This window comes from Arthrobacter sp. NA-172 (assembly GCF_043952055.1).
Taxonomy (GTDB): Bacteria; Actinomycetota; Actinomycetes; order Actinomycetales; family Micrococcaceae; genus Arthrobacter.
In genome coordinates this window covers 1,211,290-1,237,093 of the sequence record NZ_JBINOT010000003.1, presented here as the reverse complement: position 1 = coordinate 1,237,093, position 25,804 = coordinate 1,211,290, and the positions used below count along the sequence as shown (strand labels likewise).

At 64.5% G+C, this 25,804-nt stretch carries 23 protein-coding genes and 4 pseudogenes; 9 read left to right on the top strand and 18 right to left on the bottom strand.

Going from position 1 to position 25,804, the window contains the following annotated elements:
- Nucleotides 1–72: 72 nt before the first annotated feature.
- The 5 genes from rbfA to rimP form a co-directional block, all read right to left on the bottom strand.
- Nucleotides 73–582: a 30S ribosome-binding factor RbfA gene (rbfA, locus tag ACF0H6_RS19930; RefSeq protein ID WP_395251165.1), complete on the bottom strand. Its 510-nt coding sequence runs from the start codon at nucleotides 580–582 to the stop codon at nucleotides 73–75.
- 78 nt (nucleotides 583–660) lie between these two features.
- Nucleotides 661–3,516 carry a translation initiation factor IF-2 gene (gene infB / locus ACF0H6_RS19925; RefSeq protein WP_395251164.1) on the bottom strand — a complete coding sequence of 952 codons (2,856 nt, stop codon included), beginning with the start codon at nucleotides 3,514–3,516 and terminating at the stop codon, nucleotides 661–663.
- A 196-nt stretch (nucleotides 3,517–3,712) separates the two neighbouring features.
- Entirely contained in the window at nucleotides 3,713–3,931 is a 219-nt protein-coding gene (locus ACF0H6_RS19920) for a YlxR family protein (RefSeq protein WP_395251163.1), read from the bottom strand.
- Between the two features lie 272 nt (nucleotides 3,932–4,203).
- The gene (nusA, locus tag ACF0H6_RS19915) at nucleotides 4,204–5,184 is read right to left on the bottom strand and encodes a transcription termination factor NusA (protein WP_395251162.1); all 981 of its coding nucleotides are present in this window, start codon (nucleotides 5,182–5,184) and stop codon (nucleotides 4,204–4,206) included.
- Nucleotides 5,184–5,807 carry a ribosome maturation factor RimP gene (rimP, locus tag ACF0H6_RS19910; RefSeq protein WP_395251161.1) on the bottom strand — a complete coding sequence of 208 codons (624 nt, stop codon included), beginning with the start codon at nucleotides 5,805–5,807 and terminating at the stop codon, nucleotides 5,184–5,186. Before rimP ends, nusA begins: the two co-directional genes overlap by 1 nt.
- 124 nt (nucleotides 5,808–5,931) lie before the next feature.
- Here rimP and ACF0H6_RS19905 point away from each other — a divergent pair, with 124 nt between their 5' ends.
- From ACF0H6_RS19905 to ACF0H6_RS19895, 3 genes and pseudogenes are all read left to right on the top strand, one after another.
- On the top strand, nucleotides 5,932–7,158 hold the full coding sequence (locus ACF0H6_RS19905; RefSeq protein WP_395251160.1) for a DUF4439 domain-containing protein: 1,227 nt from the start codon (nucleotides 5,932–5,934) through the stop codon (nucleotides 7,156–7,158).
- Between the two features lie 51 nt (nucleotides 7,159–7,209).
- Nucleotides 7,210–7,938 carry a VIT family protein gene (locus tag ACF0H6_RS19900; protein WP_395251159.1) on the top strand — a complete coding sequence of 243 codons (729 nt, stop codon included), beginning with the start codon at nucleotides 7,210–7,212 and terminating at the stop codon, nucleotides 7,936–7,938.
- 35 nt (nucleotides 7,939–7,973) lie between these two features.
- Nucleotides 7,974–8,997, top strand: a pseudogene (locus tag ACF0H6_RS19895) (aminoglycoside phosphotransferase family protein).
- A gap of 48 nt (nucleotides 8,998–9,045) precedes the next feature.
- Here the strand turns inward: ACF0H6_RS19895 and ACF0H6_RS19890 are convergent.
- The 3 genes and pseudogenes from ACF0H6_RS19890 to ACF0H6_RS19880 all read right to left on the bottom strand — a co-directional run bounded on the left by ACF0H6_RS19890 (nucleotide 9,046) and on the right by ACF0H6_RS19880 (nucleotide 13,099).
- Nucleotides 9,046–10,437, bottom strand: a complete 1,392-nt coding sequence (locus ACF0H6_RS19890) for a pyridoxal phosphate-dependent decarboxylase family protein (RefSeq protein ID WP_395251158.1) — start codon at nucleotides 10,435–10,437, stop codon at nucleotides 9,046–9,048.
- Nucleotides 10,438–10,494: 57 nt separating this feature from the next.
- The gene (locus tag ACF0H6_RS19885; protein WP_395251157.1) at nucleotides 10,495–11,292 is read right to left on the bottom strand and encodes a sulfite exporter TauE/SafE family protein; all 798 of its coding nucleotides are present in this window, start codon (nucleotides 11,290–11,292) and stop codon (nucleotides 10,495–10,497) included.
- Nucleotides 11,289–13,099: pseudogene (locus ACF0H6_RS19880) on the bottom strand (proline--tRNA ligase). The gene ACF0H6_RS19885 and the pseudogene ACF0H6_RS19880 overlap by 4 nt, the downstream one beginning before the upstream one ends.
- 476 nt (nucleotides 13,100–13,575) lie before the next feature.
- Between ACF0H6_RS19880 and ACF0H6_RS19875 the strand changes: the two are divergent.
- The 3 genes and pseudogenes from ACF0H6_RS19875 to ACF0H6_RS19865 all read left to right on the top strand — a co-directional run.
- The gene (locus tag ACF0H6_RS19875; protein ID WP_395251156.1) at nucleotides 13,576–14,367 is read left to right on the top strand and encodes an ABC transporter ATP-binding protein; all 792 of its coding nucleotides are present in this window, start codon (nucleotides 13,576–13,578) and stop codon (nucleotides 14,365–14,367) included.
- Between the two features lie 8 nt (nucleotides 14,368–14,375).
- Complete coding sequence (locus tag ACF0H6_RS19870; RefSeq protein WP_395251371.1) at nucleotides 14,376–15,119, top strand: ABC transporter permease; 744 nt, start codon at nucleotides 14,376–14,378, stop codon at nucleotides 15,117–15,119.
- A pseudogene (locus ACF0H6_RS19865) lies at nucleotides 15,116–15,256 on the top strand (helix-turn-helix domain-containing protein); the annotation flags it as partial. The gene ACF0H6_RS19870 and the pseudogene ACF0H6_RS19865, both read left to right, overlap by 4 nt.
- A 26-nt stretch (nucleotides 15,257–15,282) precedes the next feature.
- Here the strand turns inward: ACF0H6_RS19865 and ACF0H6_RS19860 are convergent.
- A complete protein-coding gene (locus ACF0H6_RS19860; RefSeq protein WP_395251155.1) occupies nucleotides 15,283–15,516 on the bottom strand; it encodes a hypothetical protein in 234 nt (77 codons plus the stop codon).
- A 56-nt stretch (nucleotides 15,517–15,572) separates the two neighbouring features.
- On the opposite strand from ACF0H6_RS19860, the gene ACF0H6_RS19855 reads away from it, so the two are divergent.
- Nucleotides 15,573–15,725: a hypothetical protein gene (locus ACF0H6_RS19855; RefSeq protein WP_395251154.1), complete on the top strand. Its 153-nt coding sequence runs from the start codon at nucleotides 15,573–15,575 to the stop codon at nucleotides 15,723–15,725.
- A gap of 6 nt (nucleotides 15,726–15,731) precedes the next feature.
- Here the strand turns inward: ACF0H6_RS19855 and ACF0H6_RS19850 are convergent, their stop codons facing one another.
- The 5 genes from ACF0H6_RS19850 to dxr form a co-directional block, all read right to left on the bottom strand.
- Entirely contained in the window at nucleotides 15,732–16,625 is an 894-nt protein-coding gene (locus ACF0H6_RS19850; protein WP_395251370.1) for a GNAT family N-acetyltransferase, read from the bottom strand.
- Entirely contained in the window at nucleotides 16,588–17,754 is a 1,167-nt protein-coding gene (gene ispG, locus ACF0H6_RS19845) for a flavodoxin-dependent (E)-4-hydroxy-3-methylbut-2-enyl-diphosphate synthase (protein ID WP_395251153.1), read from the bottom strand. The genes ACF0H6_RS19850 and ispG overlap by 38 nt, the downstream gene beginning before the upstream one ends.
- Before the next feature lie 65 nt (nucleotides 17,755–17,819).
- A complete protein-coding gene (locus ACF0H6_RS19840; protein WP_395251152.1) occupies nucleotides 17,820–18,113 on the bottom strand; it encodes a YciI family protein in 294 nt (97 codons plus the stop codon).
- Nucleotides 18,114–18,172: 59 nt separating this feature from the next.
- Complete coding sequence (locus ACF0H6_RS19835; RefSeq protein ID WP_395251151.1) at nucleotides 18,173–19,504, bottom strand: M50 family metallopeptidase; 1,332 nt, start codon at nucleotides 19,502–19,504, stop codon at nucleotides 18,173–18,175.
- A 17-nt stretch (nucleotides 19,505–19,521) separates the two neighbouring features.
- On the bottom strand, nucleotides 19,522–20,706 hold the full coding sequence (gene dxr / locus ACF0H6_RS19830; protein ID WP_395251150.1) for a 1-deoxy-D-xylulose-5-phosphate reductoisomerase: 1,185 nt from the start codon (nucleotides 20,704–20,706) through the stop codon (nucleotides 19,522–19,524).
- Between the two features lie 38 nt (nucleotides 20,707–20,744).
- Between dxr and ACF0H6_RS19825 the strand changes: the two are divergent.
- Nucleotides 20,745–22,218, top strand: a pseudogene (locus tag ACF0H6_RS19825) (lipase maturation factor family protein).
- Between the two features lie 115 nt (nucleotides 22,219–22,333).
- On the top strand, nucleotides 22,334–22,798 hold the full coding sequence (locus ACF0H6_RS19820) for a hypothetical protein (RefSeq protein WP_395251149.1): 465 nt from the start codon (nucleotides 22,334–22,336) through the stop codon (nucleotides 22,796–22,798).
- Nucleotides 22,799–22,893: 95 nt separating this feature from the next.
- Here ACF0H6_RS19820 and ACF0H6_RS19815 read toward each other — a convergent pair whose 3' ends face one another.
- The 4 genes from ACF0H6_RS19815 to ACF0H6_RS19800 are packed head-to-tail and all read right to left on the bottom strand — an operon-like array spanning nucleotide 22,894 to nucleotide 25,794.
- Nucleotides 22,894–23,730 carry an HpcH/HpaI aldolase/citrate lyase family protein gene (locus ACF0H6_RS19815; protein WP_395251148.1) on the bottom strand — a complete coding sequence of 279 codons (837 nt, stop codon included), beginning with the start codon at nucleotides 23,728–23,730 and terminating at the stop codon, nucleotides 22,894–22,896.
- Nucleotides 23,727–24,275 (bottom strand): MaoC family dehydratase, encoded by a 549-nt coding sequence (locus ACF0H6_RS19810; protein WP_395251147.1) that lies wholly within the window; start codon nucleotides 24,273–24,275, stop codon nucleotides 23,727–23,729. The genes ACF0H6_RS19815 and ACF0H6_RS19810 overlap by 4 nt, the downstream gene beginning before the upstream one ends.
- Entirely contained in the window at nucleotides 24,272–25,024 is a 753-nt protein-coding gene (locus ACF0H6_RS19805) for a CoA transferase subunit B (protein WP_395251146.1), read from the bottom strand. Before ACF0H6_RS19805 ends, ACF0H6_RS19810 begins: the two co-directional genes overlap by 4 nt.
- Nucleotides 25,025–25,026: 2 nt before the next feature.
- Complete coding sequence (locus ACF0H6_RS19800; protein WP_395251145.1) at nucleotides 25,027–25,794, bottom strand: CoA transferase subunit A; 768 nt, start codon at nucleotides 25,792–25,794, stop codon at nucleotides 25,027–25,029.
- Nucleotides 25,795–25,804: the final 10 nt, after the last annotated feature.

Here is a 25,804-nt window from a genome sequence, read left to right as displayed (position 1 = left end):
CACCGGGAGCGCCGGAAGGCAGAAAAGGCCGTCTCCATACTTGGAGCCGGCCTTTTCCCGGAAATCGGAAGCTTACTTGCCGCCGTCTTCGTCGATATCTTCATCGGCGCGGAGGTCGATGTCTTCTTCGTCAAAATCGTCTTCGTCGATGTCCGCATCCTGCGGTGCGTCGCTCTTGTAGGGATCTGCATCGCCCGCGTGCTTGGCGCCCGCAGCCAGTGCGGCCACCTCGGCGTCGCGCTCCTTGGCGGTACGCAGCAGCTCCTCGAGGTTTGACGCGTTGACCGGAATGAGGTCAGGAACGAACTCCAAGGTAGGAGTCAGGCGCACAGTGATGTTGCGGCCCACTTCCTGACGAAGGACCCCCTTCGCCTTCTCCAACGCCCTGGCGGCGTCGGCGTGGGCAACCTCGTCACCGAAGACGGTGTAATATACGGTGGCGTGCTGAAGATCGTTGGTGACGCGGGCATCGGTGATGGTGATGCCTTCAACCCGAGGATCCTTGATCCGCCGGCCAAGGGCCTCAGCAACAACAACCTTAATCCGCTGCGCCAACTTGGCAGCGCGTGCCGGATCAGCCATTTCTACTCCTAAAATTTCGGTGGAAAGGGGCGGGGCCGCCGGAAAATCCAACGGCCCCGACCCTCCTATCGCTACGCCTTAGACGCGCGGCTTCTCGCGCATCTCGAAGGTCTCGATGATGTCGCCTTCGTTGATGTCGTTGTACGAGCCAAGACCGATACCACACTCGAAGTCCGTGCGGACCTCAGTGGCGTCGTCCTTGAAGCGCTTGAGCGTCTCAACTGTGAGGTTGTCGCCGATGACCTTGCCATCGCGGCTAACGCGTGCCTTGGTGTTACGGCGGATGATGCCCGAGCGGACGATGGAACCGGCGATGTTACCGAACTTGGAAGAACGGAACACTTCGCGGACCTCGGCGGTACCGAGCTGGACTTCCTCGTACTCTGGCTTGAGCATGCCCTTGAGGGCCAGCTCGATGTCATCGATTGCCGCGTAGATCACGGAGTAGAAGCGCATGTCCACGCCTTCACGATCGGCAAGGTCAGCCACGCGCTCGGCGGGTTTGACGTTGAAGCCGATGATGATGGCGTTGTCCACCGTGGCGAGGTTGACGTCGTTCTGCGTGATGGCACCCACACCGCGGTGGATGACGCGCAGCTGAACGTCGTCGTCGCCGACGTCGATCTTGAGCAGGGCGTCTTCGAGGGCTTCAACAGCACCGGAAACGTCACCCTTGAGGATGAGGTTGAGGGTGTCGATCTTGCCTTCGGCCACAGCCTTGTCGAAGTCTTCGAGGCTGATGCGCTTGCGACGCTTGGCCAGGGCCGCGTTGCGGTCGGCTGCTTCACGCTTTTCAGCGATCTGGCGGGCCGTACGCTCGTCGGAGGTCACCAGGAAGGTGTCACCTGCACGCGGCACGTTGGACAGACCCAAGACCTGTACCGGACGGGACGGGAGCGCGACGTCGAGGGCGTTGCCGTCCTCATCGAACATCGCACGGACGCGGCCGTGAGCCGTGCCGGCCACGATCGTGTCGCCGACGGCCAAGGTACCGGACTGGACCAGGACGGTGGCCACGGAACCGCGGCCCTTGTTCAGGTTCGCTTCGATGGCAATGCCTCGAGCATCCTTGTCCGGGTTGGCGCGCAGGTCCAGAGCGGCGTCTGCGGTGAGCAGGACGGCATCGATCAGTTCGTCGATGTTGATGTTCTGGCGGGCAGAGACCTCAACGAACATGGTGTCTCCACCGTATTCTTCGGGAACCAAGCCGTACTCGGTGAGCTGACCCTTGACCTTGTCCGGGTTTGCGCCGTCCTTGTCGATCTTGTTGACCGCGACGACGATCGGCACGTTGGCCGCCTGGGCGTGGTTGAGCGCTTCCACCGTCTGCGGCATGACGCCGTCGTCGGCTGCGACAACCAGGATGGCGATGTCGGTGACCTTGGCACCACGGGCACGCATGGCGGTGAACGCCTCGTGACCGGGGGTGTCAATGAAGGTGATGTCGCGGGCAGTTCCCTCGTGGACGTGGCTGATCTGGTAGGCACCGATGTGCTGCGTGATGCCGCCATGTTCGCCGGCAACCACGTTGGTCTTCCGGATGGCGTCGAGCAGTCGGGTCTTACCGTGGTCAACGTGACCCATGACGGTGACAACCGGGGGACGAGGTTCGAGGACGTCGTCGCCTTCGGCTTCCAGTTCGGCATCGAGATCGATGTCGAAGGAGTCGAGGAGCTCGCGCTCTTCGTCTTCCGGAGAGACAACCTGGACCTTGTAGCCGAGTTCAGCGCCGAGCAGGCCGAAGGTGTCTTCGTCCAGCGACTGCGTGGCCGTTGCCATTTCACCAAGGTGGAACAGCACAGTTACCAGTGCGGCGGGGTTCGCCTCGATCTTGTCGGCGAAGTCCGTGATGGACGAGCCACGACGAAGCCGGACCACGGTGTTGCCGTCGCCGCGGGGTACGGATACGCCACCCAGCGACGGAGCACTCATCTGCTCCAGTTCCTGACGCTTTGCACGCTTCGACTTGCGCTGCTTGCCACGTCCTGCGCCACCCTTGCCGAAGGCACCCTGGGTGCCACCGCGTCCGCGGCCACCCTTGCCGAAGCCACCGCCGGCGGGAGCTCCGCCACCGGTGCCGGCGCCAGGAGCGCCACCCGGACGGCCGGGGCCGCCACCGGGACGGCCAGCGCCACCCGGACGGCCTGCGCCACCGGGAGCCGGACGCTCAGTGCGGTTGGGCATCATGCCCGGAGTAGGACGGTTGCCAGCAGGGCCACCGGCGGGGCGCGGAGCGCCCGGACGGGGAGCACCGGGACGCGGCGCGCCCGGACGGGGTCCACCAGCACCGGCTGCGGGGCGGGGGCCACCGGCACCGGCCGCGGGACGCGGACCGCCGGGGCGTTCGCCTTCATTGCGGCCGCCACCGGAGCGCGGCATGCCCTGCGAGGGTGCAAAGGGGTTGTTGCCCGGACGGGGAGGACGCTCGCCGTCGCCGCCACGGCCGCGGGGCATGCCCTGCGACGTTGCGAACGGGTTGTTGCCCGGACGGGGGCCGCCGGGGCGCGGAGCCTGGCCGCCCTGACGTGCCGGTGCGGGAGTTTCGGCCTTGGGTGCCGGACGGGCACCCGGCTTGGCCGAGAACGGGCTTGCAGGCGCTGCAGAAACAGGTGCTGCTGCAGCAGGCGCTGCCGGGGCAGGGGTTTCAGCCTTGGGAGCCGGAGCCGGAGCCTTAGGGGCTGCGGGGCCCGGCGCCGGGCGGGATGCTGCGGGCGCGGCTGGTGCCCTCGGGGCCGCAACGGGAGCTGCCGCAGGGGCAGTAGCCCTTGCGGCGCTGGCGCCCGGGTAGGCGTCGCGAAGCTTCTTCACGACGGGGGCCTCAATAGTTGACGAGGCGGAGCGAACGAATTCGCCCAATTCCTGCAGTTTTGTCACTGCATCTTTGGAAGTAATACCGAGCTCTTTGGCGAGCTCATGTACGCGGACCTTGGCCACATTTCTCCTGTCTCGGTCCGCACCGAGCCAGGCGACGAACCGTCTACTTCTTACTGCGGGCCCCAGCCGCGAATGCGGCGGATAGGCCCTGTACAGAGCGCAACAAAGTTGTCATCGTTGCGCACTCATCGCTGGGAACTCATCGGGTTTCCATCAGTTTTCTGACCCGCTTTCAGGTTTGGACGGTTTCCTGCTTTCACGGAGTGTCCGCAGGTGGCATGACTGCCGCCATGTAGCGTTCGACGGCGGTGACTTCACTCGCGCCCGCGAGGGCCCTTGCGAAAGCACGCCGTTTTACTGCCAGCGTCAGGCATGTGTTGCTGGAGTGCAGCCACGCACCCCGGCCAGTCATCCGGCGTCGTTCATCCACCAGGACGACGGGTGACCCGCCGCCTTCGGCGACAAGCCGGATCAACTCGCTCCGCTTGCCTTGTTTCCGGCATCCGATGCAGGTGCGGACAGGCTGGTGCCTGACATGAAGCAGTTCACCACTGGGTGTATCAACCTGCCTCAGTGTCTTTTCCTGCCTCTGCGGTTCTGCTTTCCTTGGCACCTGCAAAGTCACAGGCATGCCAAAGCGCACGGATACCGGGCATAGGCCCGGTTCCACCCATTCTAAGCCCCCGAAGGCCCGGCCACCGAATCCGCTGAGTGCGCGGATTCGGGGCCGGGCTTCCTTGGGCTGGTTTAGTTGCTCTTCGCCGGAGCGGCGTCGGAGACGATGTCGATGCGCCAGCCGGTCAGCTTCGCCGCAAGGCGGGCGTTCTGGCCTTCCTTACCGATCGCGAGGGAGAGCTGATAGTCAGGAACAACCACCCGGGCGGACCGCGTGGCCTCGTCCGTGATGGTGACCGAATTCACGCGCGACGGCGAGAGGGAGTTGGCGATGAAAGTCGCTGGATCCTCGCTGAAGTCGACAATGTCGATCTTCTCGTCATTGAGCTCGGTCATGACGGCGCGCACGCGCGAGCCCATTTCGCCGATGCATGCACCCTTGGCGTTGATGCCTGGGGTGTTGGCCTTGACCGCCATCTTGGTGCGGTGCCCGGCCTCGCGTGCCAGTGCCACGATCTCGACCGAGCGATCCGCGATTTCGGGAACTTCCAGCTCGAAAAGTTTGCGGACGAGGCCCGGGTGCGAACGCGACAGCGTGATGGACGGGCCCTTGGTCCCGCGGTGGACATCTACGACAAAAGCGCGAAGACGGTTTCCGTGGGTGTACTTCTCGCCTGGTACCTGCTCGGGCGGCGGGAGCAACGCTTCCACGGAGCCGAGGTTCACCTGAATCATGTGCGGGTTGTTGCCCTGCTGGATCAGGCCGGCGACAAGTTCGCCTTCACGGCCCTTGAATTCGCCCAGGACGTTGTCATCCTCAACGTCGCGCAAGCGCTGCAGGATGATCTGCCGCGCGGTGCTGGCTGCGATGCGGCCGAAGCCCGCAGGAGTGTCCTCGAACTCGCCGACGGCTTGGCCGTCGTCGTCGATTTCCGTGGCCCAAATGGTCACGTGTCCGCTCTTGCGGTCCAGTTCCGCGCGGGCTTTTTCGAAAGCGCCAGGCGTCTTGTGGTAGGCCACCAAGAGCGCCTGCTCGATGGTGGGGATCAGGAGGTCCAGCGGGATTTCACGCTCACGCTCCAGGAGTCTCAGCGCACTCATGTCAATATCCATTAGGCCTCCTCGGAAGGTCCGTTGTACTCGTCTTCCAGCCCGGCCTCGTGGAGGTGGCTGAACTCTATCTCGACTTTTCCTTGGCGGATCCTGTCGAAAGGAATCTTCACGGGCTCACCCTGCTTGGGCTTCATCCCCTTCTTGACCGCTTGCTCGGGAACCAGTGTGACGCCGTCGTCATCAACGGACTGGATCCGGCCTGTCAGGTTCTCGCCCTGGATAACGTTGACCTTGACCATGCGTCCGCGGGCCCTGTGCCAGTGGCGCGGCTCCGTGAGTGGACGGCCAACTCCGGGCGAAGATACCTCGAGGTCGTACGGACGTCCGTCAGCCCGGGGGTCGTTGTCCAGGATGTCCGAAAGCGCCCTGGAGATGTCCGCGATGACGTCCAGGCTGACGCCGCCGGTTTCCTCCTGGGGCAGGTCGATGACCACGTGGACTACCCGGTGCGAACCAGCAACCTGGATGGCAACATCCTCAAGGTAGAGCCGGCTTGCCAGGACGGCAGGCTCCAGAAGGGCCTTCAGCCTGCTCTCCTCGGGGTTGCGGACCTCGTGTCGTGTTGGATTCGTGGGTTCCGTTCCAACCTGGTCTGTTGAAGTCGTGGCTTCCGAATGACTCACTGGCCAGCCGCCTCCCGATAGATGATGTTGTGACTACTAGCTTAACGACATTTGCGGCGCCGTGGTGCACGGGGTTTGTTTGGATGGCGGCGATGGACCCCCGGGCGTGACACCATAGTCTGTTGTGAACCACGAGACTGCTGAAAAACCACGGAGCCACCGTTGGGCGAGAGCCCTTCTCCTGGCTTTGCTCGCAGTCATCGTCGTGGGGATCGGAACCGTGCTGGTACCCCGCGACGCCGGAAAACCAACCCCCGCGCCGTTTTCCGAAACTGCGCGTTCCGAAGCCCTCGCCTCCGCGGAGTCACTCCGGGGCACCGCCTCGCTTTTGGCGGGCACGACGTCGGGCGGTGCGTCCGGCAGCGAAACCTCCGGCGACAGCGGCCTATCGGACACTGTGATTTTGCTTACAAGCCAGGGCCGGGCCTTGCTGTCGCCTTCCGGACCATCGGCGTCGTCGTCGCGCAGCACCGTGGCCCATGCGTCCGAAAGCCCTGCGTCCCCAAGCCCTGCGTCCCCAAGCCCTGTGTCCTCAAACCCCGGTGCCGCTACTGGCAGCCCAACGCGTGCCAGCTTCGTCTCCGCTCTCTCCTCCAGTGCTTCCCGTCGCTTGGCGGACGCTGCGAAGGCCGACGGCGGCATCGCCCGACTGCTCGCCGCCGTCGGGACCTCCCAGCTGATCGAGGCCTCGAGGCTGGCCACCCTCTGGGGCCTGCCGGTACCGGCAACTCCGTCCGAGGCAGCTTCCGCCGGCGCAACTCCCTCCGGCGCAACTCCCTCCGGCGCAACTCCCTCCGGCGCGACTCCCTCAAGCTGCCCCACCCTGCCTACGACGTCCCCGACGGCGGCATCCCCCTCCGGGGCGGCCACGGCCGCGGCCGATCTCCCCGGCGCCCTTGCCAGCGTGGTGAGCTCAGAACAAGAGGCGATCTACGCCTACCAGGTGGCCGTAACGAAGCTGGACCCGAAGGGTTCGGCAACGGCGGCCACCTGGCTGGCCCGGCATCAGGAGCTGCTCCGCGGAGCGGAAGCACAGGGCCGGTTGCACTGCATCGCTACACCGCCGCGGGAAGCCGGCTACCGGTTGCCGGCAAGCTTCGCTGCGAAGCCGGGGACAGCGCTGGGAAGCATGGAATCCAGCTCGCTGGCAGCCTATGCCGACCTCGTGGGGTTGTCCGAAGGCGAAACGCGCCAGTGGGCCATCGACGGCCTCGTCGACGCAGCCAAGCGCAGCCAGGCATGGGGCGCTCCAGTTGGTCCGTTTCCCGGACTCTTGATCGACACCGCGGCGCTGCCCCCGTTCCCGTCCGCCACGCCGACTCCGACTCCGACTCCGACTCCGACTCCATAGGAAAGCCTTTCTTTGCTGGCGGCCTTCGGCCCCAAGTGTTTGGCTTGTACCATGGCTTCCATCGAAACTGCAGCTCTGCACGAAAACGAACCACACGCCAACGACCTCGCCCACCGGCTCAACTGGCTTCGGGCCGGCGTCCTTGGCGCCAATGACGGAATTGTCTCCGTTGCCGCCATTGTGGTGGGCGTCGCCAGCGCCACCACGAACTCCGGAGCGATCCTCGCAGCCGGCGCGGCCGGACTCGTGGGCGGCGCGGTGTCCATGGCGCTAGGCGAATACGTCTCTGTCAGCAGCCAAAGCGACAGCCAGAAGGCCCTCATCGAGAAGGAACGCCGGGAGCTGGCCGAACAACCCGACGAGGAACTGGCCGAGCTTACTGCGATCTACGAGGCCAAGGGCCTGCAGCCTGAAACCGCGCGGAAAGTGGCCGTCGAATTGACGGAGCACGATGCCTTGGCCGCTCATCTCTCCGCGGAATTGAATATCGACGAAGACGACATCGTCAGTCCGTGGCATGCGGCGTTTGCCTCCGCGATTGCCTTCACTCTGGGAGCGGTGCTCCCCTTGCTCGCGATCCTGCTGCCGCCGCTCGGACTCCGCGTGCCGCTGACCTTCATTTCCGTGCTGGTCGCGCTGGCAATCACGGGAGCCCTCGGCGCATGGATTGGCGGCAGTTCGAAGACCCGCGCCGCCGTGCGCGTTGTCATCGGCGGCGCCCTGGCCCTCGCCGCGACGTACTTGATCGGAAGCCTCCTGGGTTCCTCCGGAGTGGTCTGAACCACTCCCGCACCACCTTGGGTAGGCTGACCGTGATGACTACCTTCGTTTCGATTCCTGGCGACCTCCAGGCACGCTACTCCCGCACAGCGGAAGGGCGCGCATGGCTCTCAGGGCTGCCCGGACTTATCAACAGCAGCCTTGAACGCTGGCAGTTGTCCGTTGACCTGGAACCAGGGATGGAACCATGGAACGGCCACGGCGGGATCGTCATTCCGGTCCTCCATCACGGCGCCCGCTCGGTGCTCAAGGTAGCGTTCCCGCACGCGGAGGCGCTCGTCGAGCGGCACGCTCTGGAACTATGGGGCGGCACCGGAGCGGTACGGATGCTCGACGCCGATGCCGCCTCCTGCGCGATGTTGCTGGAGCGGCTCGACGCCGCGCACTGGCTGCACAGCGCTCCGATGGACGAAGCCCGCGATGTTTGGGGCACCCTTGTGAGGGCACTCAGCATCGAGCCGGACCAGCGGGCCGGGTGGAAAGAATTTGAACACATAGCGGCCCAGGCTGAGCGCTGGAGCGATGAATTGCCTGCGGGCTGGGAAGACCTTGGCCAACCCTTCCCCCGGTGGCTGCTCGAAGCCGCCTTGGAGGTATGCCAGACCCGGGGTGCTGTTGGACGCCGCGAAGGCAAGGATGTCCTGGTGCATTGCGATCTGCATTTCATGAACATCCTGCCGCACCTCAACGGCGGCCAAACGATCAGAAAACGCGCGTATGTGGCGATTGATCCGCAGCCAATGATCGGCGAGGCGGAATTCGCCGTCGCCCCGATTTTGTGGAACCGTATCCGCGATCTTCCCCGGACGGCTCCGGAACTTGCGCTTCCTGGAACGGTGCGCCGATTTCAGCAGGGCGGCCGGCCTGGACGGCGAAGCTGCCCGGCAATGGAGCTTGGTCCGCGAGGTGGAAAACGCGCTGTGGTACGCCGGCAAACCAGGGCATGACGGCGATCTTGCCCGCTCGCTGTGGGTGGCCAGCACCCTGGCGGGACGGACTCTAGAAGGACTTCCCGCCGCGCACGAACTGCCCGAGCCCGGCCACGCAGCGTCCACCTAGGTTCAGCAAAGGGTTCAGCAAAGGTGTTCAGCTAAGCCCACCGCCGGCTCAAACCGTGGCCCGCAATGCATCCTTGATTGCTTGCACGGCAATATCCAGATCGTCCGAATCCGTGGACCAGTTTGTCACCGAGACGCGCAGAATATCCCTCCCTTGCCAGCGGGAACCGGACATCCAGACCCTCCCGTCGGCCATGATGTAATCCGTCACGGCACGGGTCCTCCCGTCTGTGCCGAAAGCCAGGGACAACTGGGTGAACACCACATCATTGAGGACCTCCACGCCCGGCACTTCGGCAAGCCGCCGGGCAAGCTCCGCGGCACACCCCGCACGTCCCGCGACGAGCTGCCGCACGCCGTCGCGGCCCAAGGACCGAAGCGCCGCCCAGACGGGCACGCCCCTCGCGCGGCGGGACAATTCGGGCACTTTCTCCATGGGGTCACCGGGACCGTGATCGTCGTGCATGAGGTATTCGGCGTGCATGCCGATGGCGGACCGCAGGGCGGCGACGTCCCGGACCGCAACGATTCCGGCGTCGTAAGGCACATTGAGGGTCTTGTGGGCGTCGGTTCCCCACGAATCCGCCAACTCCACCCCGTCAGTCAGGTGCCGTAGTTCCGGGACTGCGGCTGCCCAGAGGCCGAACGCCCCGTCTACGTGGACCCACGCGTCGTGCTCCTTGGCGGCGGAGATAGCCTCCGGGAACGGGTCGAAGGCTCCTGAATGCAGGTTCCCGGCCTGAAGGCACACAATGGTCGGCCGAGGTCCGGAACCTTCCTCCAGCGCCCTCCGCAGTGCGGCCGGATCAATCCTTCCTTGGTTATCGCTCGGGACAACGTCAGGCGCGCCCAACCCGAGAAAACGCAAGGCCATATCCAGGCTCTCGTGCCGCTCAGCACCCACCAGGACGCGCAGCCTAGGCGCGCCTTGGAGTCCCCCGGCGTTCACGTCCCAACCCGCGCTGGTCAACTGGCGCCATCGCGCCGCGGCAAGGGCCGTGAAGTTGGCCATGCTGGCGCCCGTGGCGAACCCGACGTCGGACTCTCCCGGAAGTCCGAGCAGGCCAAGAAGCCATTGCCCGGCAGCCTCTTCGATCCCTGCGGTAGCCGGGGTGGCGAAGCGCAGTCCTGTGTTCTGGTCCCACGCCGAAACCATCCAGTCCGCGGCCATGGCCGCCGGTATGGTGCCACCCATGACCCATCCGAAGAAGCGTCCAGACTGTATGGCCATCAGTCCCGGCTCGGCATGTTTGGCGAGGAAATCGATCACTGCGGCCGCATCCAGTCCACCGTCCGGAAGCGGTCCACCGAAGATCTCCGTGATGTCGTCGGCTGTGTTGCTTGGCCGTACGGGCCGTCCAGGCAAGGTTCTCAACCACTCGCGGGTATGCTCCCAAGCACGTTCGAGAGCCTGCTCATAGTCGCTGGAATCGACCCACATGAGTGCATGCTACGCCCGCACCTTCCGCCGGGCCATCGCCCGAGGGTACCGGAACGCCTACTTGGCGGAGTAGTCCTGCCAGACGTCGACGCTGAGCTTGATGATCAGCGCGCCCACCACCACCAGGAACACTAGGCGCACGAAGCCGCTGCCCTGCTTCACGGCAGTCCGTGCACCGAGATACCCGCCCGCCATATTGGACAGCCCCAGCACGGCGCCGACGCCCCACAGCAGCGATCCGTGCGGCACGAAGAACAAGAGCGCCCCGGCATTCGTGGCCATGTTGACGATCTTCGCCTTGGCGCTGGCTTCGAGGAAGGCATAGCCCATGGCCGAGACCAGGGCAATTACCAGGAACGAGCCTGTTCCAGGACCTATCAGACCATCGTAGAACCCAATCACGCCACCGATCGCGCAGGCCACCACGTAGTGCCTGTGGCCTTCATGCCGCAGGGCGGTCAACTCCCCGGCGTTGGGTCGCAGCGCTGTGAAGAGCGCGACGGCGATCAGCGCCACCACGATGATGGGTTTGAAGACGCTGGAGGGAAGGTTGGTGGCGAGGACGGCTCCGCCGAAGCTGCCCGCGAGAGCAATCACCGCCATGGGTATGGCTGTCTTAAGGTCAGGACCAACGCGCCGATAGTAGGTGGTGGCGCTGGTTGCTGTACCGAAGATGGAGCCCATTTTGTTGGTGGCCAGCGCTTGGACTGGGGTGATCCCCGGAACCAGGAGCAAGGCGGGGAGCTGGATCAGTCCCCCGCCGCCCACTACTGCGTCTATCCAACCGGCTGCGAATCCGGCCACCACAATCATGATGAGAGTGGTGAGTTGGATCGATTCGAAGCCGGAGATCACTTCTGGCGTACGGCGTTGACCACGTAATCGGCAGCCTTCTCGACCGCCACGTTCTCGGCCTCGCCCGTACGGCGGTCTTTGATCTCCACGACGCCGTCCACCAAGCCGCGTCCGACTGCCACGATGGTGGGAACGCCCACGAGTTCAGCGTCACCGAACTTCACGCCCGGGGAAACCTTGGGGCGGTCGTCGTAGATCACGTCGAGGCCGGCGGCCTCAAGTTCGCTCGACAGCTTCTCTGCTGCCGCGAAGATCTCGTCGCCGCGGCCGACGGCGACCACGTGGACGTCGGCCGGGGCCACGGAGCGCGGCCACATCAGTCCGCGCTCGTCATTGTTGGCCTCGGCCAGGGCCGCCACGGCGCGGGTCACACCGACGCCGTAGGAGCCCATGGTGACGACGACCTGCTTGCCGTTCTGGTCGAGAACCTTCAGGTCCAGGGCCTCGGCGTACTTGCGCCCCAGCTGGAAGATGTGTCCCATTTCGATGCCGCGCGCGATCTCCAGCAGGCCGGAGCCATCGGGGGCTTCGTCACCCGAACGGACGTCGGTGCATTCGATGACGCCGTCACAAGCGAAATCGCGGCCGGCGACCAGACCGAAGACATGCTTGCCGCTTTGGTTCGCCCCGGTCACCCAGCTGGTGCCGGAGACAACCCGCGGATCAACAAGGAAGAGCAACTTGGACGTGCCTTCGAGCCCGAGCACGGCTTCGTCGAGCGCCAGGCCAGGCCGATGTAGCCCTTGACGAGGGAAGGGTTCTTCTTGAGGTCGTCCTCGTTGGCCGCCTCGAGACCGATCTCACCAGCGATAGGCAGGAAGGAACCGATGTTGGCCTCGACGCGTTTGAGGTCAACGGCGCGGTCCCCAGGAACGCCGATGACTACGATCTGACGCTCACCCGTCGGCAGTGTGACAGCGAGGACCACGTTCTTGAGCGTATCCGCGGCAGTCCACTGACCGCCGTCGGCATCGCTGCGGGGCGCAAGCTGGTTGGCGGCCGTCACGAGGGTTTCGATGGTGGGCGTGTCCGGGGTGTCCAGGACACGCGCCGCCGGAGCGTTGCTGAAGTCGATTTCGGCGGGGACAACGGTGGTGACGGCCTCGACGTTGGCCGCATAGCCGCCGGCCGAGCGCACGAAAGTGTCCTCACCGATCTCGGTGGGGTGCAGGAATTCCTCGCTCTTGGATCCGCCCATGGCGCCGGCCGTAGCGGCAACCGGAATGACTTCCAGCCCAAGGCGCTCGAAAATCTTCAGGTACGCCGCGCGGTGGGCCGCGTAGCTGGCATCCAGGCCGGCGTCGTCGACGTCGAAAGAGTAGGAGTCCTTCATGATGAATTCACGGCCGCGGAGGAGGCCTGCCCGGGGACGTGCCTCGTCGCGGTACTTGTTCTGGATCTGGTACAGGCTCAACGGCAGGTCCTTGTACGAGGAGTACAAGTCCTTGACCAGGAGGGTGAACATTTCCTCGTGGGTGGGGGCGAGCAGGTAGTCGGCGCCCTTACGGTCCTGGAGGCGGAACAACCCCTCGCCGTATTCGGTCCAGCGGTTAGTGGCCTCATAGGGTTCCCGCGGCAGCAGCGCAGGGAAGTGGACTTCCTGGGCGCCGATGGCGGCCATCTCCTGGCGAATGATCTCCTCGACCTTGCGCAGGACGCTCAATCCCAACGGCAGCCACGTGTAGATGCCCGGTGCGGCACGGCGGATGTAGCCGGCGCGGACCAGGAGTTTGTGGCTGGCGACTTCGGCGTCGACGGGATCTTCACGCAGAGTGCGCAGGAATAACTGGGAGAGGCGAAGGACCACGGGTCAGAATCCGTTTCTATGGCAAGAGCTGGCAATATCTACTGGGTACCAATCTACCGGCTCCCGGCCAAGCCGCTCGCCCCGAGCTGCCCTGGGCCCGTCCCCCGGGATCTTCCCCAAAGCCGGCACCTCCCCCAACGAAGATGAGCCACGCCATGGTGCGAGGAAGCCCCTGGCCGCTGGGCGGCTGGTCATCCTGCCATGGCGTGGCTCAGCGGCCCCTCGGCCGCGGGCGCTGTCTTGGAGGCTTAGTCAGACTTGTCGAATGCCTCTGAAAGATCAACGCTTACAGCCATTTGATGTGTGTTTCCTCTCTGAAACCGTCCGCGCCCCAGCGACACGGCTGGTTCTGAATTTATGTGATGGGTGACACATTTTTCAAGGGGTTGGACTTATGAATATTTGTTGACGCCAGCCGCTGCCGGGCCTACCTTTTATTCATCACCTGATGAATAAAAGTATCCGCGGAGGCGACGATGTTCCACAGCGCATCAAGAAGTATCACTCCGGGCATTCCCCCGGCAGTCACGGCAGTTGGACTGCACGTCACCCGCGGCCATAAGAAGATCCTCCGCGGCTTGGACTTCGACATGGAGCCCGGGCGGATCACGGGCCTACTGGGACCGTCCGGCAGTGGCAAGACGACCCTCATGCGCTGCATCGTGGGCGTGCAACGCCTCACGGCCGGCACTCTCGAGGTTCTGGGCAACCCGGCAGGCACGCCGTCACTGCGGCACGACGTCGGATACGTCACCCAGGCGCCGAGCGTTTACACCGACCTCAGCGTCGAAGCGAACGTCAGGTTCTTCGGTGCGATGCACGGCGTCACCGCAGCGGACACTGCGGAGGCGATTGCCGCCGTCGGGCTCGAATCATTGGCGCGGCGGAAGACTGCCGACCTTTCCGGCGGCGAATTCAGCCGGGTCTCGCTGGCGTGTGCGCTGGTCTCGCATCCACGATTGCTGGTCCTCGACGAGCCGACGGTTGGCTTGGACCCGGTCCTGCGTGCCGAATTGTGGGAACGGTTCGCTGCGATGGCCGCAGCGGGAACCACGCTCTTGGTGTCGAGCCATGTGATGGAGGAGGCCTCGCATTGTTCCTCCTTGCTTCTGCTCCGCGATGGTTTGCTACTGGCTCAACTCAGTCCGGCGGAACTGAGCGAACGTGGCCAAAGCCAAGACCTTGAAAAGGCCTTCCTGCGCATCATCCAGGAATCGAACGCCTCTCCGGACCACCGGGGAGCCAGTGAAAGCCAGGTGGCGTCATGAACCCGCGGATGATGTTGGCGACCACCAGACGGGTTTTGGAGCAACTACGCCACGACCGTCGAAGCATCGCGTTGATCCTGGTGGTGCCAGCGCTGCTGCTGGCGGCCGTGTACTACCTTTACGAGAACGAGACCCTGCCGCCCGGAGTCCCTCGGACCTTCGACCGTGTGGGCCTCATGATGCTGGCCATCTTCCCGTTTGTGGTGATGTTCCTTGTAACGTCGATCACGATGTTGCGGGAACGGACCTCCGGGACGTCGGAGCGGCTCCTGACGACGCCGATCCACAAAGCCGATCTCCTGTTCGGCTATGCGCTGGCGTTCTCCATTATGGCGGCGCTGCAATCGCTGGTAGCAACGGCCGTGGCCTATTGGATCTTCAACCTCGACATCAAGGGTGCCCCTGGCTACGTGGTGCTGATCGCCGTCATCAACGCCGTGCTCGGAGTCGCCCTGGGCCTGCTGTGCTCGGCCTTCGCCCGGACCGAATTCCAGGCTGTTCAGTTCATGCCGGTAGTGGTGGTGCCGCAGATCCTGCTGTGCGGGCTCTTCGTCGATACGAAACACATGAATGGCGTCCTGGAAAGTATCTCCAACGTGCTGCCGCTGACGTTCTCCGTTGACGCCCTCAAGGAGATCGCCAACAATGCCGAGGCGACGCAGGCCATGTGGCAAGACGCGGGCATCATCGCCGCGATCGTGGTGGGCGTTTTGGTCCTGGCGTCGTTCACCCTCCGACGGCGGACCTCATGAGCGGCGCCCTGCCTCCCGTGCGGCGGGGGCGCCGGAGCGGCGGGACTGACTCGCGCGAGCTGATCCTGGCGACAGCCCGTCGGCTGTTCGCCGAGCATGGCTTCGACGGCACCAGCCTCCGGCAAGTGGCCCGCGAAGCCGAGGTAGACCCGGCCATGGTCCATCACTTCTTCAAAGGCAAGGACGAGCTCTTCGCCCAAAGCGTGGAGCTCCCGGCCGATCCGGCGCAGGTGCTGGCCGGCGTCGAATCGCTGGATCCGGCGCAGCGCTCGGAAGCAATCGTCCTTGCAGTGCTTCGCCTATGGGAAGGCCCGGCACAACACGGACTCGTGGCGTTCATCAGGGGAACCATCGGGTCCAAGGCGAAGACGGCGCTGTTGCGGGAGATGGTTTCCATGGACCATCCTGTCCAGGATCACAGCAGGGCTTCCCGGGTCCCCGGAGGAAGCAAAGATGCGCGGAAACCTTGTTGCTACGCAGATGGTGGGGCTCATGCTGCTGCGCTACGTGGTCCGGCTCGAACCCCTGGCTTCGGCGTCCCAGGACGAAGTGGTGCGCCTCCTGGCTCCGAACGTACAGCACTACCTCACGGGCGAACTCACGTAGCGTGGGTCAGTAGAGAACTGTGGCGAAGGTTCCGCGGCGTTGGAAACCGACGCGCTCGTAGGTGGCGCGAGCCCGGGCGTTGTATTCGTTGACGTAGAGGCTGGTGACGGGAGCGAACCGCTGGGCCAGGGCAACCACCCCGGCCATGTATCCCGCACTGAGTCCTTGGCCCCGGAATTCAGGGTTCATCCAGACACCTTGCACCTGCGTGGCTTCTGCAGTGACGGCACCAAGCTCGGCCTTGAACATGACAGTCCCGCCCGCGTCGATGTGCACCAAGGAATGGCCTTGCCGGATCAGTCCGGCCACGCGGCGGCTATAGAAGTCCTCGCTCCCGAGGAAGGGTGAGTAACCCACTTCTTCTTCGAACATGGCTGCGCAGGCGGGCAGGATCCGGTCAAAGTCCGCCAGCTCGCCGAAGCCGAGCTGCGGATTGACTTGGACGGCGGGCGGTCCCTCGATGGCCAGCAGCGGCTGGTCGGCCCGAACTTCGTGAGCGAAGTGGCCAAGTTGTTCCAGGCATGCGTGGAGCGCCAGCACGGACTCCGCGGGTCCGAAGATCGAGGCATAGCGGCGCCCCGCCCGGTGTGCGGCAGCGGCCACGCGGGAAGCCAGCTCCGGGTCCAGCTGCACGGGAACCAGGTTAGCGCCGGCCCAGCACGCACCCACCAACGTGTCGCCGTCGAACACTCCATACACGCTCGCCCCGCCGGAGGTGGGCGCGGCGCTCCCCGTTGAATCAAGGTGAGCCAGAATGAAGACGTTCGCTACCGCGTCCTCCATCGCGAGCGCCCGGAGGGCCCGGGTGTCGGCAGAGCTGAGCACCCGGACGGTGACAGCGTCCGGTCCGGTTCCGTCTTTACTACGAGACGCTAACCACGGGGCTACCCTTGACAGCATCTTCGCCATCGGCCTCCCCCATCTCTTCCGCGATACGCATGGCCTCTTCGATCAGTGTCTCAACAATCTGGCTCTCGGGAACAGTCTTGATGACTTCCCCCTTCACGAAGATCTGTCCCTTGCCGTTTCCCGATGCAACCCCGAGATCAGCTTCGCGAGCCTCACCGGGGCCGTTCACCACGCAACCCATGACGGCAACGCGCAGCGGAATCTCCATCCCTTCAAGTCCGGCGGTGACCTGCTCGGCGAGCGTGTAGACGTCCACCTGGGCGCGTCCACAGGATGGGCAGGAGACGATTTCAAGCTTCCGCGGGCGCAGGTTGAGGGACTGCAGGATCTGGTTGCCGACCTTGATTTCCTCGACAGGCGGCGCGGAAAGGGACACTCGGATGGTGTCGCCGATTCCCCGGGACAGAAGTGCACCGAAGGCTGTGGCGGACTTGATGGTGCCCTGGAACGCAGGTCCGGCCTCGGTTACGCCGAGGTGCAGGGGCCAGTCGCCCTTTTCGGCGAGCATCTCATAGGCCGCCACCATAATGACGGGGTCGTTGTGCTTGACCGAGATCTTGAAATCGTGGAAGCCGTGTTCTTCGAACAGCGAAGCTTCCCATACAGCCGATTCCACGAGCGCTTCCGGGGTGGCCTTGCCATACTTCTTGAGGATGCCGGGCTCCAGTGATCCGGCGTTGATGCCGATCCGGATGGAGGTTCCGTGGTCCCGCGCTGCCGCGGCGATTTCCTTGACCTGGTCATCGAACTTGCGGATGTTGCCCGGGTTGACGCGCACTGCGGCGCAACCTGCCTCGATCGCCGCGAAGACGTACTTCGGCTGGAAGTGGATGTCCGCGATCACAGGGATCTGGGACTTTCGGGCGATGATCGGCAGCGCCTCGGCGTCGTCCGCGGAAGGGCAAGCGACACGCACGATGTCACAGCCCGAGGCCGTGAGCTCCGCAATCTGCTGCAGCGTGGCGTTGATGTCCGTGGTGGGAGTGGTGGTCATCGATTGCACGCTGATGGGTGAATCGGAGCCGACGCCTACCGAACCCACCTTGATCTGGCGGGTCTTGCGGCGGGGCGCGAGAACGGGGGGTGGGGCGGATGGCATTCCCAGGCTGACCGAGGTCACGTGGACTCCTTGGATTGAATTGGGTGGATCTTCTAGCCGGGGTAATGGTCCCGGCGGTCATGCTGCTAGGAAGCGTGGGCGGCGAGTACTCCAATAATGGGGTTCCACTCGGAGGTCCGGATGCCTGCAATCCCCTGGGCTGCGGCGAACGGATCCTCCTTGAGCGTGGCGTTCAGCTCGGACTCATCGGCGGCCTTGAGCAGCAGCAAAGCCCCCGCGCCGTCGGTGTAAGGGCCGCTTGCGAGGAGGGTTCCCTGTTCGGCAAGGCCCGCGAGCCAGGCACGGTGGGCAGGGCGGTTAGCGTCCCGCACCCCGGCGGACTCGACGTCGTACACGTACTCAACAGCGAAAACAGTCATACGGATAGCCTATCCCCCAAGCCCAATCCGCTTCCTCATGTAGTCCTGAATCGGCAACATCAGCCGAAGAGGTTGACGGGTTTGACGATGTCCGCGTAGATCAGCAAGGCGCTCATTGCCAGCAGCACGCTGCCCACCACGTAGGTCAACGGCAGGAGCTTGGCGATGTCGAAAGCGCCTGGATCCGGCTTGTGGAACAGCTTGGCGATCCGACGCCGGGCACCCTCGTAAAGTGCCCCCGCGACGTGGCCGCCGTCGAGCGGCAAGAGCGGAATCAGGTTGAAGACGGCGAGCGCGAAGTTCAGGCCCGCGAGGAGCCCCACCAAGGCGCCGATTCGCGATTGCAGCGGAACCTGTTCCATCGCGGCGACTTCGCCGGCCACCCGGCCGACGCCCACCACGCTGATGGGGCCGTTCGGATCGCGCGGCTCGGAGCTGAAGGCCGCTTGTGCCACGCCGACCACCTTGGCAGGCAGGTTGAAGATGACTCCGGCTATTTGCTTGATATTTTCGCCAGCCATCGGGAGAACGGTCGACGCCGGTTGGGGCACCATGGCGGTCTGGGCACCGATGCCGAGGAACCCGACTTGTTCGTACAGAAGCTTGCCATCCGCGCCCTTGGCCTGCTGGCCGTTGTCGCCGATCACAGGGCGGGAGGAGAGGACCGGGGTTACCTCGGTGGTGACGCTCTGGCCGTTGCGCAGCACCGTCATCTGGACCGCTTTGCCGGCTGAAGCCCGGATCCAACCGGTCATTTCGGCCCAGCTGGTGACAGCCTTGCCGTCGAAGCTCGTGACGACGTCGTTCGGCTGAAGCTTGGCAACAGCAGCCGGCGTCAGCTGGCAATTGGACGAATTGGGGTCAACGGTTTCTCCCGCTAGGACCTGGCACTTGGAGACATCGGCAATGGTGGTGGTGGCCGTGGCCACGCCGAAGCCCATGAGCAGCACCGCCGTCAGCACCAGCCCGATGAGCAGGTTCATGGCCGGCCCGCCCAGCATGATGATGATTTTCTTCCAGACCGGAAGCCTGTAAAAGACCCGGTTCTCATCGCCCGCGCCCAATTCTTCATGTGCCGCGGACCGGGCCTCGGTGGCCAGGGTCTGGAACATGCCTGTGCTGGACGGCCTGACACTGCCGTCTTCCTTGTTCGGCGGATACATTCCGATCATCGAGACGTAGCCGCCCAGCGGGATGGCCTTGAAACCGTATTCGGTCTCGCCTTTCCGCTTGGACCAGAGGGTGGGGCCGAAACCGATCATGTATTTCGTGACGCGCACCTTGAACAGCTTGGCGGGCACAAGGTGGCCCACCTCGTGCAGCGCAATGGAAATGGCCACGCCGATCGCGACGAAGACGACTCCGAGAATGAACAGAATGACGGGATTCATGCCTTAAGTGCTGCTTCCTAAAGGGTGCTGTTGGCTAAACGATCGTGGGTGCGCGTACGTGCCCATCTCTCAGCATCCAATACCGAGTCCACCGTCAGCTCCAAAGAGCCTGAATGTTCGCTGAGGACGGACTCCACTGTGTCCACAATGTCCGTAAACCGGATCCTTCCGGCATGGAAAGCTTCAACGGCTTCCTCGTTGGCCGCGTTGAAGACGGCCGGGAAGGTACTCCCCTGCTTCGCCGCGTCTTTGGCCAGCTCCACGGCAGGAAAGGCTACCGAGTCAAGGGGTTCGAAGGTCCAACTGGTGGCCTGGGTCCAGTCGCAGGCTTGGGCGGCGCGCGGTACTCGGTCCGGCCACCCGAGTCCAAGGGCGATCGGCAGCCGCATGTCCGGCGGGGAGGCCTGGGCAATGATGGAGCCGTCCACGAATTCCACCATGGAATGCACCACGGATTGAGGGTGGACCACGACGTCGATCCTGTCCAAAGGGACGTCGAAGAGCAGGTGCGCTTCGATTACCTCGAGGCCCTTGTTGACCAGGCTGGCCGAATTGGTGGTGACCATCGGGCCCATGTCCCATGTGGGGTGGGCAAGGGCTTCGGCCGGAGTGACGTCGCGGAGCTGCTCCCGGCTGCGGCCCCGGAACGGACCGCCGGAAGCCGTCAGGATGAGCTTTTCGACCTCGTTCTCGGCTCCCGCGCGGAGGCATTGGGCAATGGCCGAGTGCTCGGAATCGACGGGAACGATCTGGCCGACGGCGGCCGCAGCCTTCACGAGCGCACCGCCCACGATCAGGGATTCCTTGTTCGCCAGCGCCAAGGTAGCGCCGGACTTGAGGGCTGCCAGCGTGGGGGCTAAGCCGATCGAACCGGTGATGCCGTTGAGCACCACGTCGGCTTCGATCGCGGCAATCTTCGTCGAGGCGTCCGGACCCGTGATGATCTCCGGGCGGTAGTTCCGGAGGCCGACGGCGGATGCGGCCGCATCGATGAGGATCTGGAGTTCGTGCGCATCACCCCGGGCGATGCCTATTGCCTGGGCCATAGTGTGGACAGCCTGCTGCGCGATGAGTTCCAGGTTGCCGCCGCCTGCGCTCAGTGCCACGACCTCGAAAAGGTGGGGAGCGGCGTCAACGACGTCAATTGCCTGTGTGCCGATGGAACCAGTGGACCCGAGGAGAATGATCTTGCGCGGCTGCATGCCTTAAGTATCCCGCACCCCAGGCGTAGCGTTGGTTTGTGGACTGGGTCCCGTGGTTCGAGGCGCCGGACTATGAATTCGCCCGGCAGGTACTCCAACGTGGCACTGCCGCGCTCTATTTCATCGCGTTCCTGTCAAGCCTCAACCAGTTCCCTGCGCTCCTCGGTGAACACGGCCTCCTTCCTGTCCCGCGGTACGTTGACGGCCCCAGGGTCTTGCGCAGGCCCAGCCTGTTCCGCTGGAAGTATTCGGACACTTTGCTTCGCGCGGTCTGCGCCGCCGGGCTCGTCATTTCCTTGACGCTCGTGGGCGGGCTGCCGCAGATGGGGCCGCCGTGGCTCCCCATGGCCGCGTTTCCTGGCGCTCTGGCTGCTCTACATGTCGATAGTCAACGTCGGCCAGACTTTCTACGGTTTCGGCTGGGAGATGTTGCTGCTCGAAATGGGCTTCACGGTGGCGTTCCTCGGTTCGGACCAGACTCCCCCGCCCAGGACCATCCTGGTGCTGCTGGTCTGGCTGCTGTTCAGGCTGGAGTTCGGCGCAGGCATGATCAAGATCCATGGCGGGAGCGAGTGGCGTGATTTAACCGCCCTGTACTACCACCACGAGACCCAACCCATGCCGGGCCCGCTGAGCCGCCAGGCGCATCTCCTGCCCAAGCCATTTCATCGGCTGGAGGTGCTCGGGAACCACTTCGCCCAGCTGGTGGTGCCGTTCTTCCTGTTCGCTCCACAACCGCTCGCCAGCATTGCCGCCGGGATTGTCGTTTTCACGCAGCTTTGGCTCGTAGGGAGCGGGAATTTCGCGTGGCTCAACTGGTCAGCGATTGTGCTTGCTTTCGCTGCGGTGAGTGACCCTGTGGCCCATGCAGTGCTGCCGATCATTCCGCAACCGCCGAGAAACGTGGCCACGGCGGCAGGTCCGCAGACCCCGGTGTGGTGGTTCGCCGTCGTACTTGCCGTGACCGCGCTCCTCCTGGTGCTGAGCTACTGGCCTCTCCGTAACCTGCTCTCGCGGGGACAACTCATGAATGCCAGCTTCAACCGCTGGCAGTTGGTGAACACCTACGGCGCCTTCGGAACGGTGACCCGGAACCGCGTGGAAATCGTGGTCGAAGGTACCCAGGCCGACGTTCCCGTCGAGGAGGCCGATTGGCGCGAATACGGCTTCAAGGGCAAGCCCGGCGATGTCCGGCGGCTACCCCGCCAGTGGGCGCCGTACCACCTGCGCTTGGATTGGTTGATGTGGTTCCTGCCCTTGCGGACGGTGCACGAGGCCTGGTTTTACGCGTTCTTAGGCAAACTGCTCGACGCCGATCCCCCCACCTTGCGCTTGTTGCGCCACGACCCGTTCGACGGCGAGCGCCCACGGTGGGTGCGAGCCCGCAGCTTCCTGTACCGCTTCGCGACGAGGTCCGAGTTCCGGCAGACCGGCCAACGCTGGCTGCGGATGGAACTCTACGAAGTGATTGCACCGCTGTCGCTGCCGCGATCAGGACCGCACGGAAAGTGAGCCATGGCGCCTGCATGGTTCACTATTGCCGTGAGCGCGGGCCAAGCGGAAAGTTGTATCCACGGCCAAGCGGCCGTCTAAGCCGAGCGACCAGCGAAGGGCCAGTGAGCAGAGCATGAAGATCACCATCATCGGACGGGGCCGAGTCGGCGGAGGCCTGGCCCAGCTTTGGGGGGCTGCCGGGCACCAGGTGACGGGATTGGGTCGGGACGGCGGTGATGCGTCCGGGGCCGACGTCGTGGCGGTTGCGGTACCGGGCCAACTGATCGAGCAGGCGCTGGCGGGCACTACCGGGCTGGCAGGCCAGGTCACAATCGATTGCTGCAATCTATACACCCAGCGGGATGAGAGATTCCTGTCCCTCTCCCACCAGATCAAAGCAACCATCGGCGGCCCCACCGCGAAGTCCTTCTCCACCAATTTCGCTGCCCTGTACGAGCAGATCGCGGCGCAGCGGGCGCGACTCAGCAACTTCTTCGCGGCGGAGCCGGCGGCGCGCGAGACCGCAGAACGGCTCATCAGGGATGCCGGGTACGGCCCCGTCTTCGTCGGCGACCTCGACCCTGGGCCAGGCTCCTAGAAGACAGCTCGCCGCTGACACGCGCACTCGCCGGAGAGCACGGACCTTTCTTCTACCGGTACGCGGCCCCTGGCGAACTCTAGTAGCCAGACAACTCAGGAAACCCTGGCCCTGCGGAGCGTGGATTCGGCGTGTTTCAGGATGGGGCCGTCCACCATCTTGCCCTTGTATTGGAACACCCCGGTACCAGCCGCCGCGGCAGCGTCAAGGAGTTCCTGGGCCTGCGCAACGGCGTCCGACGACGGCGCGTACGCTTCGCGGACTACGGCCACCTGGTTCGGGTGGATGCAGGCTTTGGCGCCGAATCCGCTGGCTACGGCGTCGGCGGATTCCACGGCCAGTCCGGCGAGATCGGGAATGTCCACGTAGACGGAGTCGATGGCTTCCTTGCCCGCGGCCTTGGCGGCCAGCAGCACAGTGGAACGGGAGTGCGTGGCGACGGCGCGGTAGCCGCCGTCGTTGTCGCGGCTGGAGGTGCCGCCCATGGAGGCGATCAGGTCTTCCGCGCCCCACATGAGCCCGACGACGTTGGGGGCCTGGGCGATCTGGCTCGCGTTGATGATTCCTTTGGCAGTCTCACACAAGGCAATGACGTGGTAACCGTCGAGTGCTTTCAACTGCTCTGCGGTCTCGGCCTTGGCCAGCATGACGGTGCGGTACGGCGTGTGCGCCAGGCAGTGAAGGTCCTTCTCAAAGTCGTCGGTGCCCACCGGGTTGACGCGCACAATGGTGCGGCTGGGATCAAGCTCGGCGGTCTCGCCCCCGGAGCCGATTTGAGCCATGATGGCGCCCCGGGCCCGTTTCTTGTCCGCAGGCGCGACCGCGTCTTCAAGATCCAGGATCACCGCGTCCGAGCGCTCGGCGGCCTTTTGGTACCGTTCCGGGCGGTCGGCGGGGCAGAAAAGCAGGGCGGGGCCCATGGTGAAAGTCATGTACTGATTGTCCCCCGTTGCGCCTCCAGATGCGCGGTCCGCGTCCACATGAGGCAGGCCCGCGTGGCCAGGGCCACCACCGTGCCGTCCTGGTTCCGGCCGGTGTGCTGCATGGTCACGACACCCTGACCAGGGCGCGACGACGAGGGCCGCTTCGAGGTGACGACAGTCTCCGTGTACAGGGTGTCGCCGTGGTACAGCGGGTGCGGGAACGAGACATCCGTGAGGCCCAGCTGGGCGATGATGGTGCCCTGGGTCAGCTGTGTCACTGACTGCCCCACCATCGTGGACAGGGTGAACATGGAGTTCATCAGCCGCTGGCCGAAGGGCTGGGTGGCGCTCCACGCCGCGTCGAGGTGCAGGGCCTGGGTGTTCATGGTCAGCGTGGTGAACAGGACGTTGTCCGTCTCCGTCACGGTTCGGCCCGGCCGGTGAGCGTACGTAACATCTTCCTCGAGCTCGTCGAAGTAGAGTCCACGCTGTTCGATAACGCGGGGTTCTATAACGCGGGGTTCTGTAACGCGGGGTTGGGCGTTTTCAGTCATACAGTCAGTTCCTGGTCCTCTTCGAAAAGTTCGACGCCGGTGGCAGCCGCTACGTCTTCGGCTGAGACATTGGGGGCCAGCTCCCGCAGGACCAGCCTCGATTTCCCGCCGTCGGAGACGACGTCGATCACGGCGAGGTCAGTAATGATCCTGTCCACGCAGCCCTTCCCTGTGACGGGCAAAGAGCATTCCTTGACGATCTTGGGCTTACCGTTGCGGTCCACGTGCTCCATCATCACGATCACCCGTTTGGCCCCGAAAACGAGGTCCATGGCGCCGCCCATTCCTTTGACCATCTTGCCCGGAATCATCCAGTTGGCCAGGTCCCCGTTGGCCGCGACCTCCATGGCGCCCAGCACCGCAACGTCCACGTGACCGCCGCGGATCATGCCGAACGAGGTTGCAGAGTCGAAGAACGCGGCGCCTTTGTTGACTGTGACGGTTTCCTTGCCCGCATTGATCAGGTCCGGATCGACGGCGTCCTCGGCCGGGTAGGGACCGACGCCCAGGATGCCGTTCTCGGAGTGCAGGATCACCTCGACGCCGGCAGGAATGTAGTTGGGAATGAGGGTGGGCATGCCGATTCCCAGATTGACATATTGCCCGTTGCTGAGCTCGCGGGCGACGCGGGCTGCCAGTTCGTTCCGCGTCCAGCCCTTGCCCTCATGATGATCGATCCCCGTACGGCGGTACTCGTGCCTGACTGCCTCGGGACGCGGTGGCACGTCCTGGGTGCTGGTGGAATCCATTGCTAGGCCCCTGCCTGTTGGGTTAATGCGACGGTCCGCTTTTCGATGCGCTTCTCGGTGTCCGGCGCAACCACGATCCGTTGGACGAAGATGCCCGGCGTGTGGATGCCTTGCGGATCCAGCTCGCCGGGCTCCACCAGTTCTTCCACCTCGGCAATAGTGATCTTGGCCGCCATGGCGCACAGCGGGTTGAAGTTCATGGCCGTCGCATGGAAGACCAGGTTGCCGTGCCGGTCGCCCTTCCACGCATGGACCAATCCGAAGTCGGGCGTCAGTGATTCCTCCATCACGTAGTCCTCCCCGTTGAAAGTGCGCACCTCCTTGGGCGAGGATGCAATCGCAACCGAGCCGTCGGCGTCGTACTTTTGCGGTAGCCCGCCTTCCGAGGCCTGGGTCCCGACGCCGGCCTTGGTGTAGAACGCCGGGATGCCCGCGCCGCCAGCGCGCAGCTTCTCCGCGAGGGTGCCCTGCGGAGTGAGAACAACCTCGAGTTCACCGGCCAGGAACTGCCGGGCAAACTCCTTGTTCTCACCGACATAGGAGCTGATGGTCCGGCGGATGCGCCCGTCGCGGAGCAGGATGCCCAGCCCCCAGTCGTCCACGCCGCAGTTGTTGCTGACGGTTTCAAGGTCCTTGGTGCCTTGATCGTGCAGCGCATCGATCAGCGCCACCGGGATACCGCACAAGCCGAAGCCGCCGACGGCGAGGGAAGCTCCGTCGTGGATGTCCTTCACCGCTTCCGCGGCGCTGGCAACAACTTTGTCGATCATCGTTTACCTT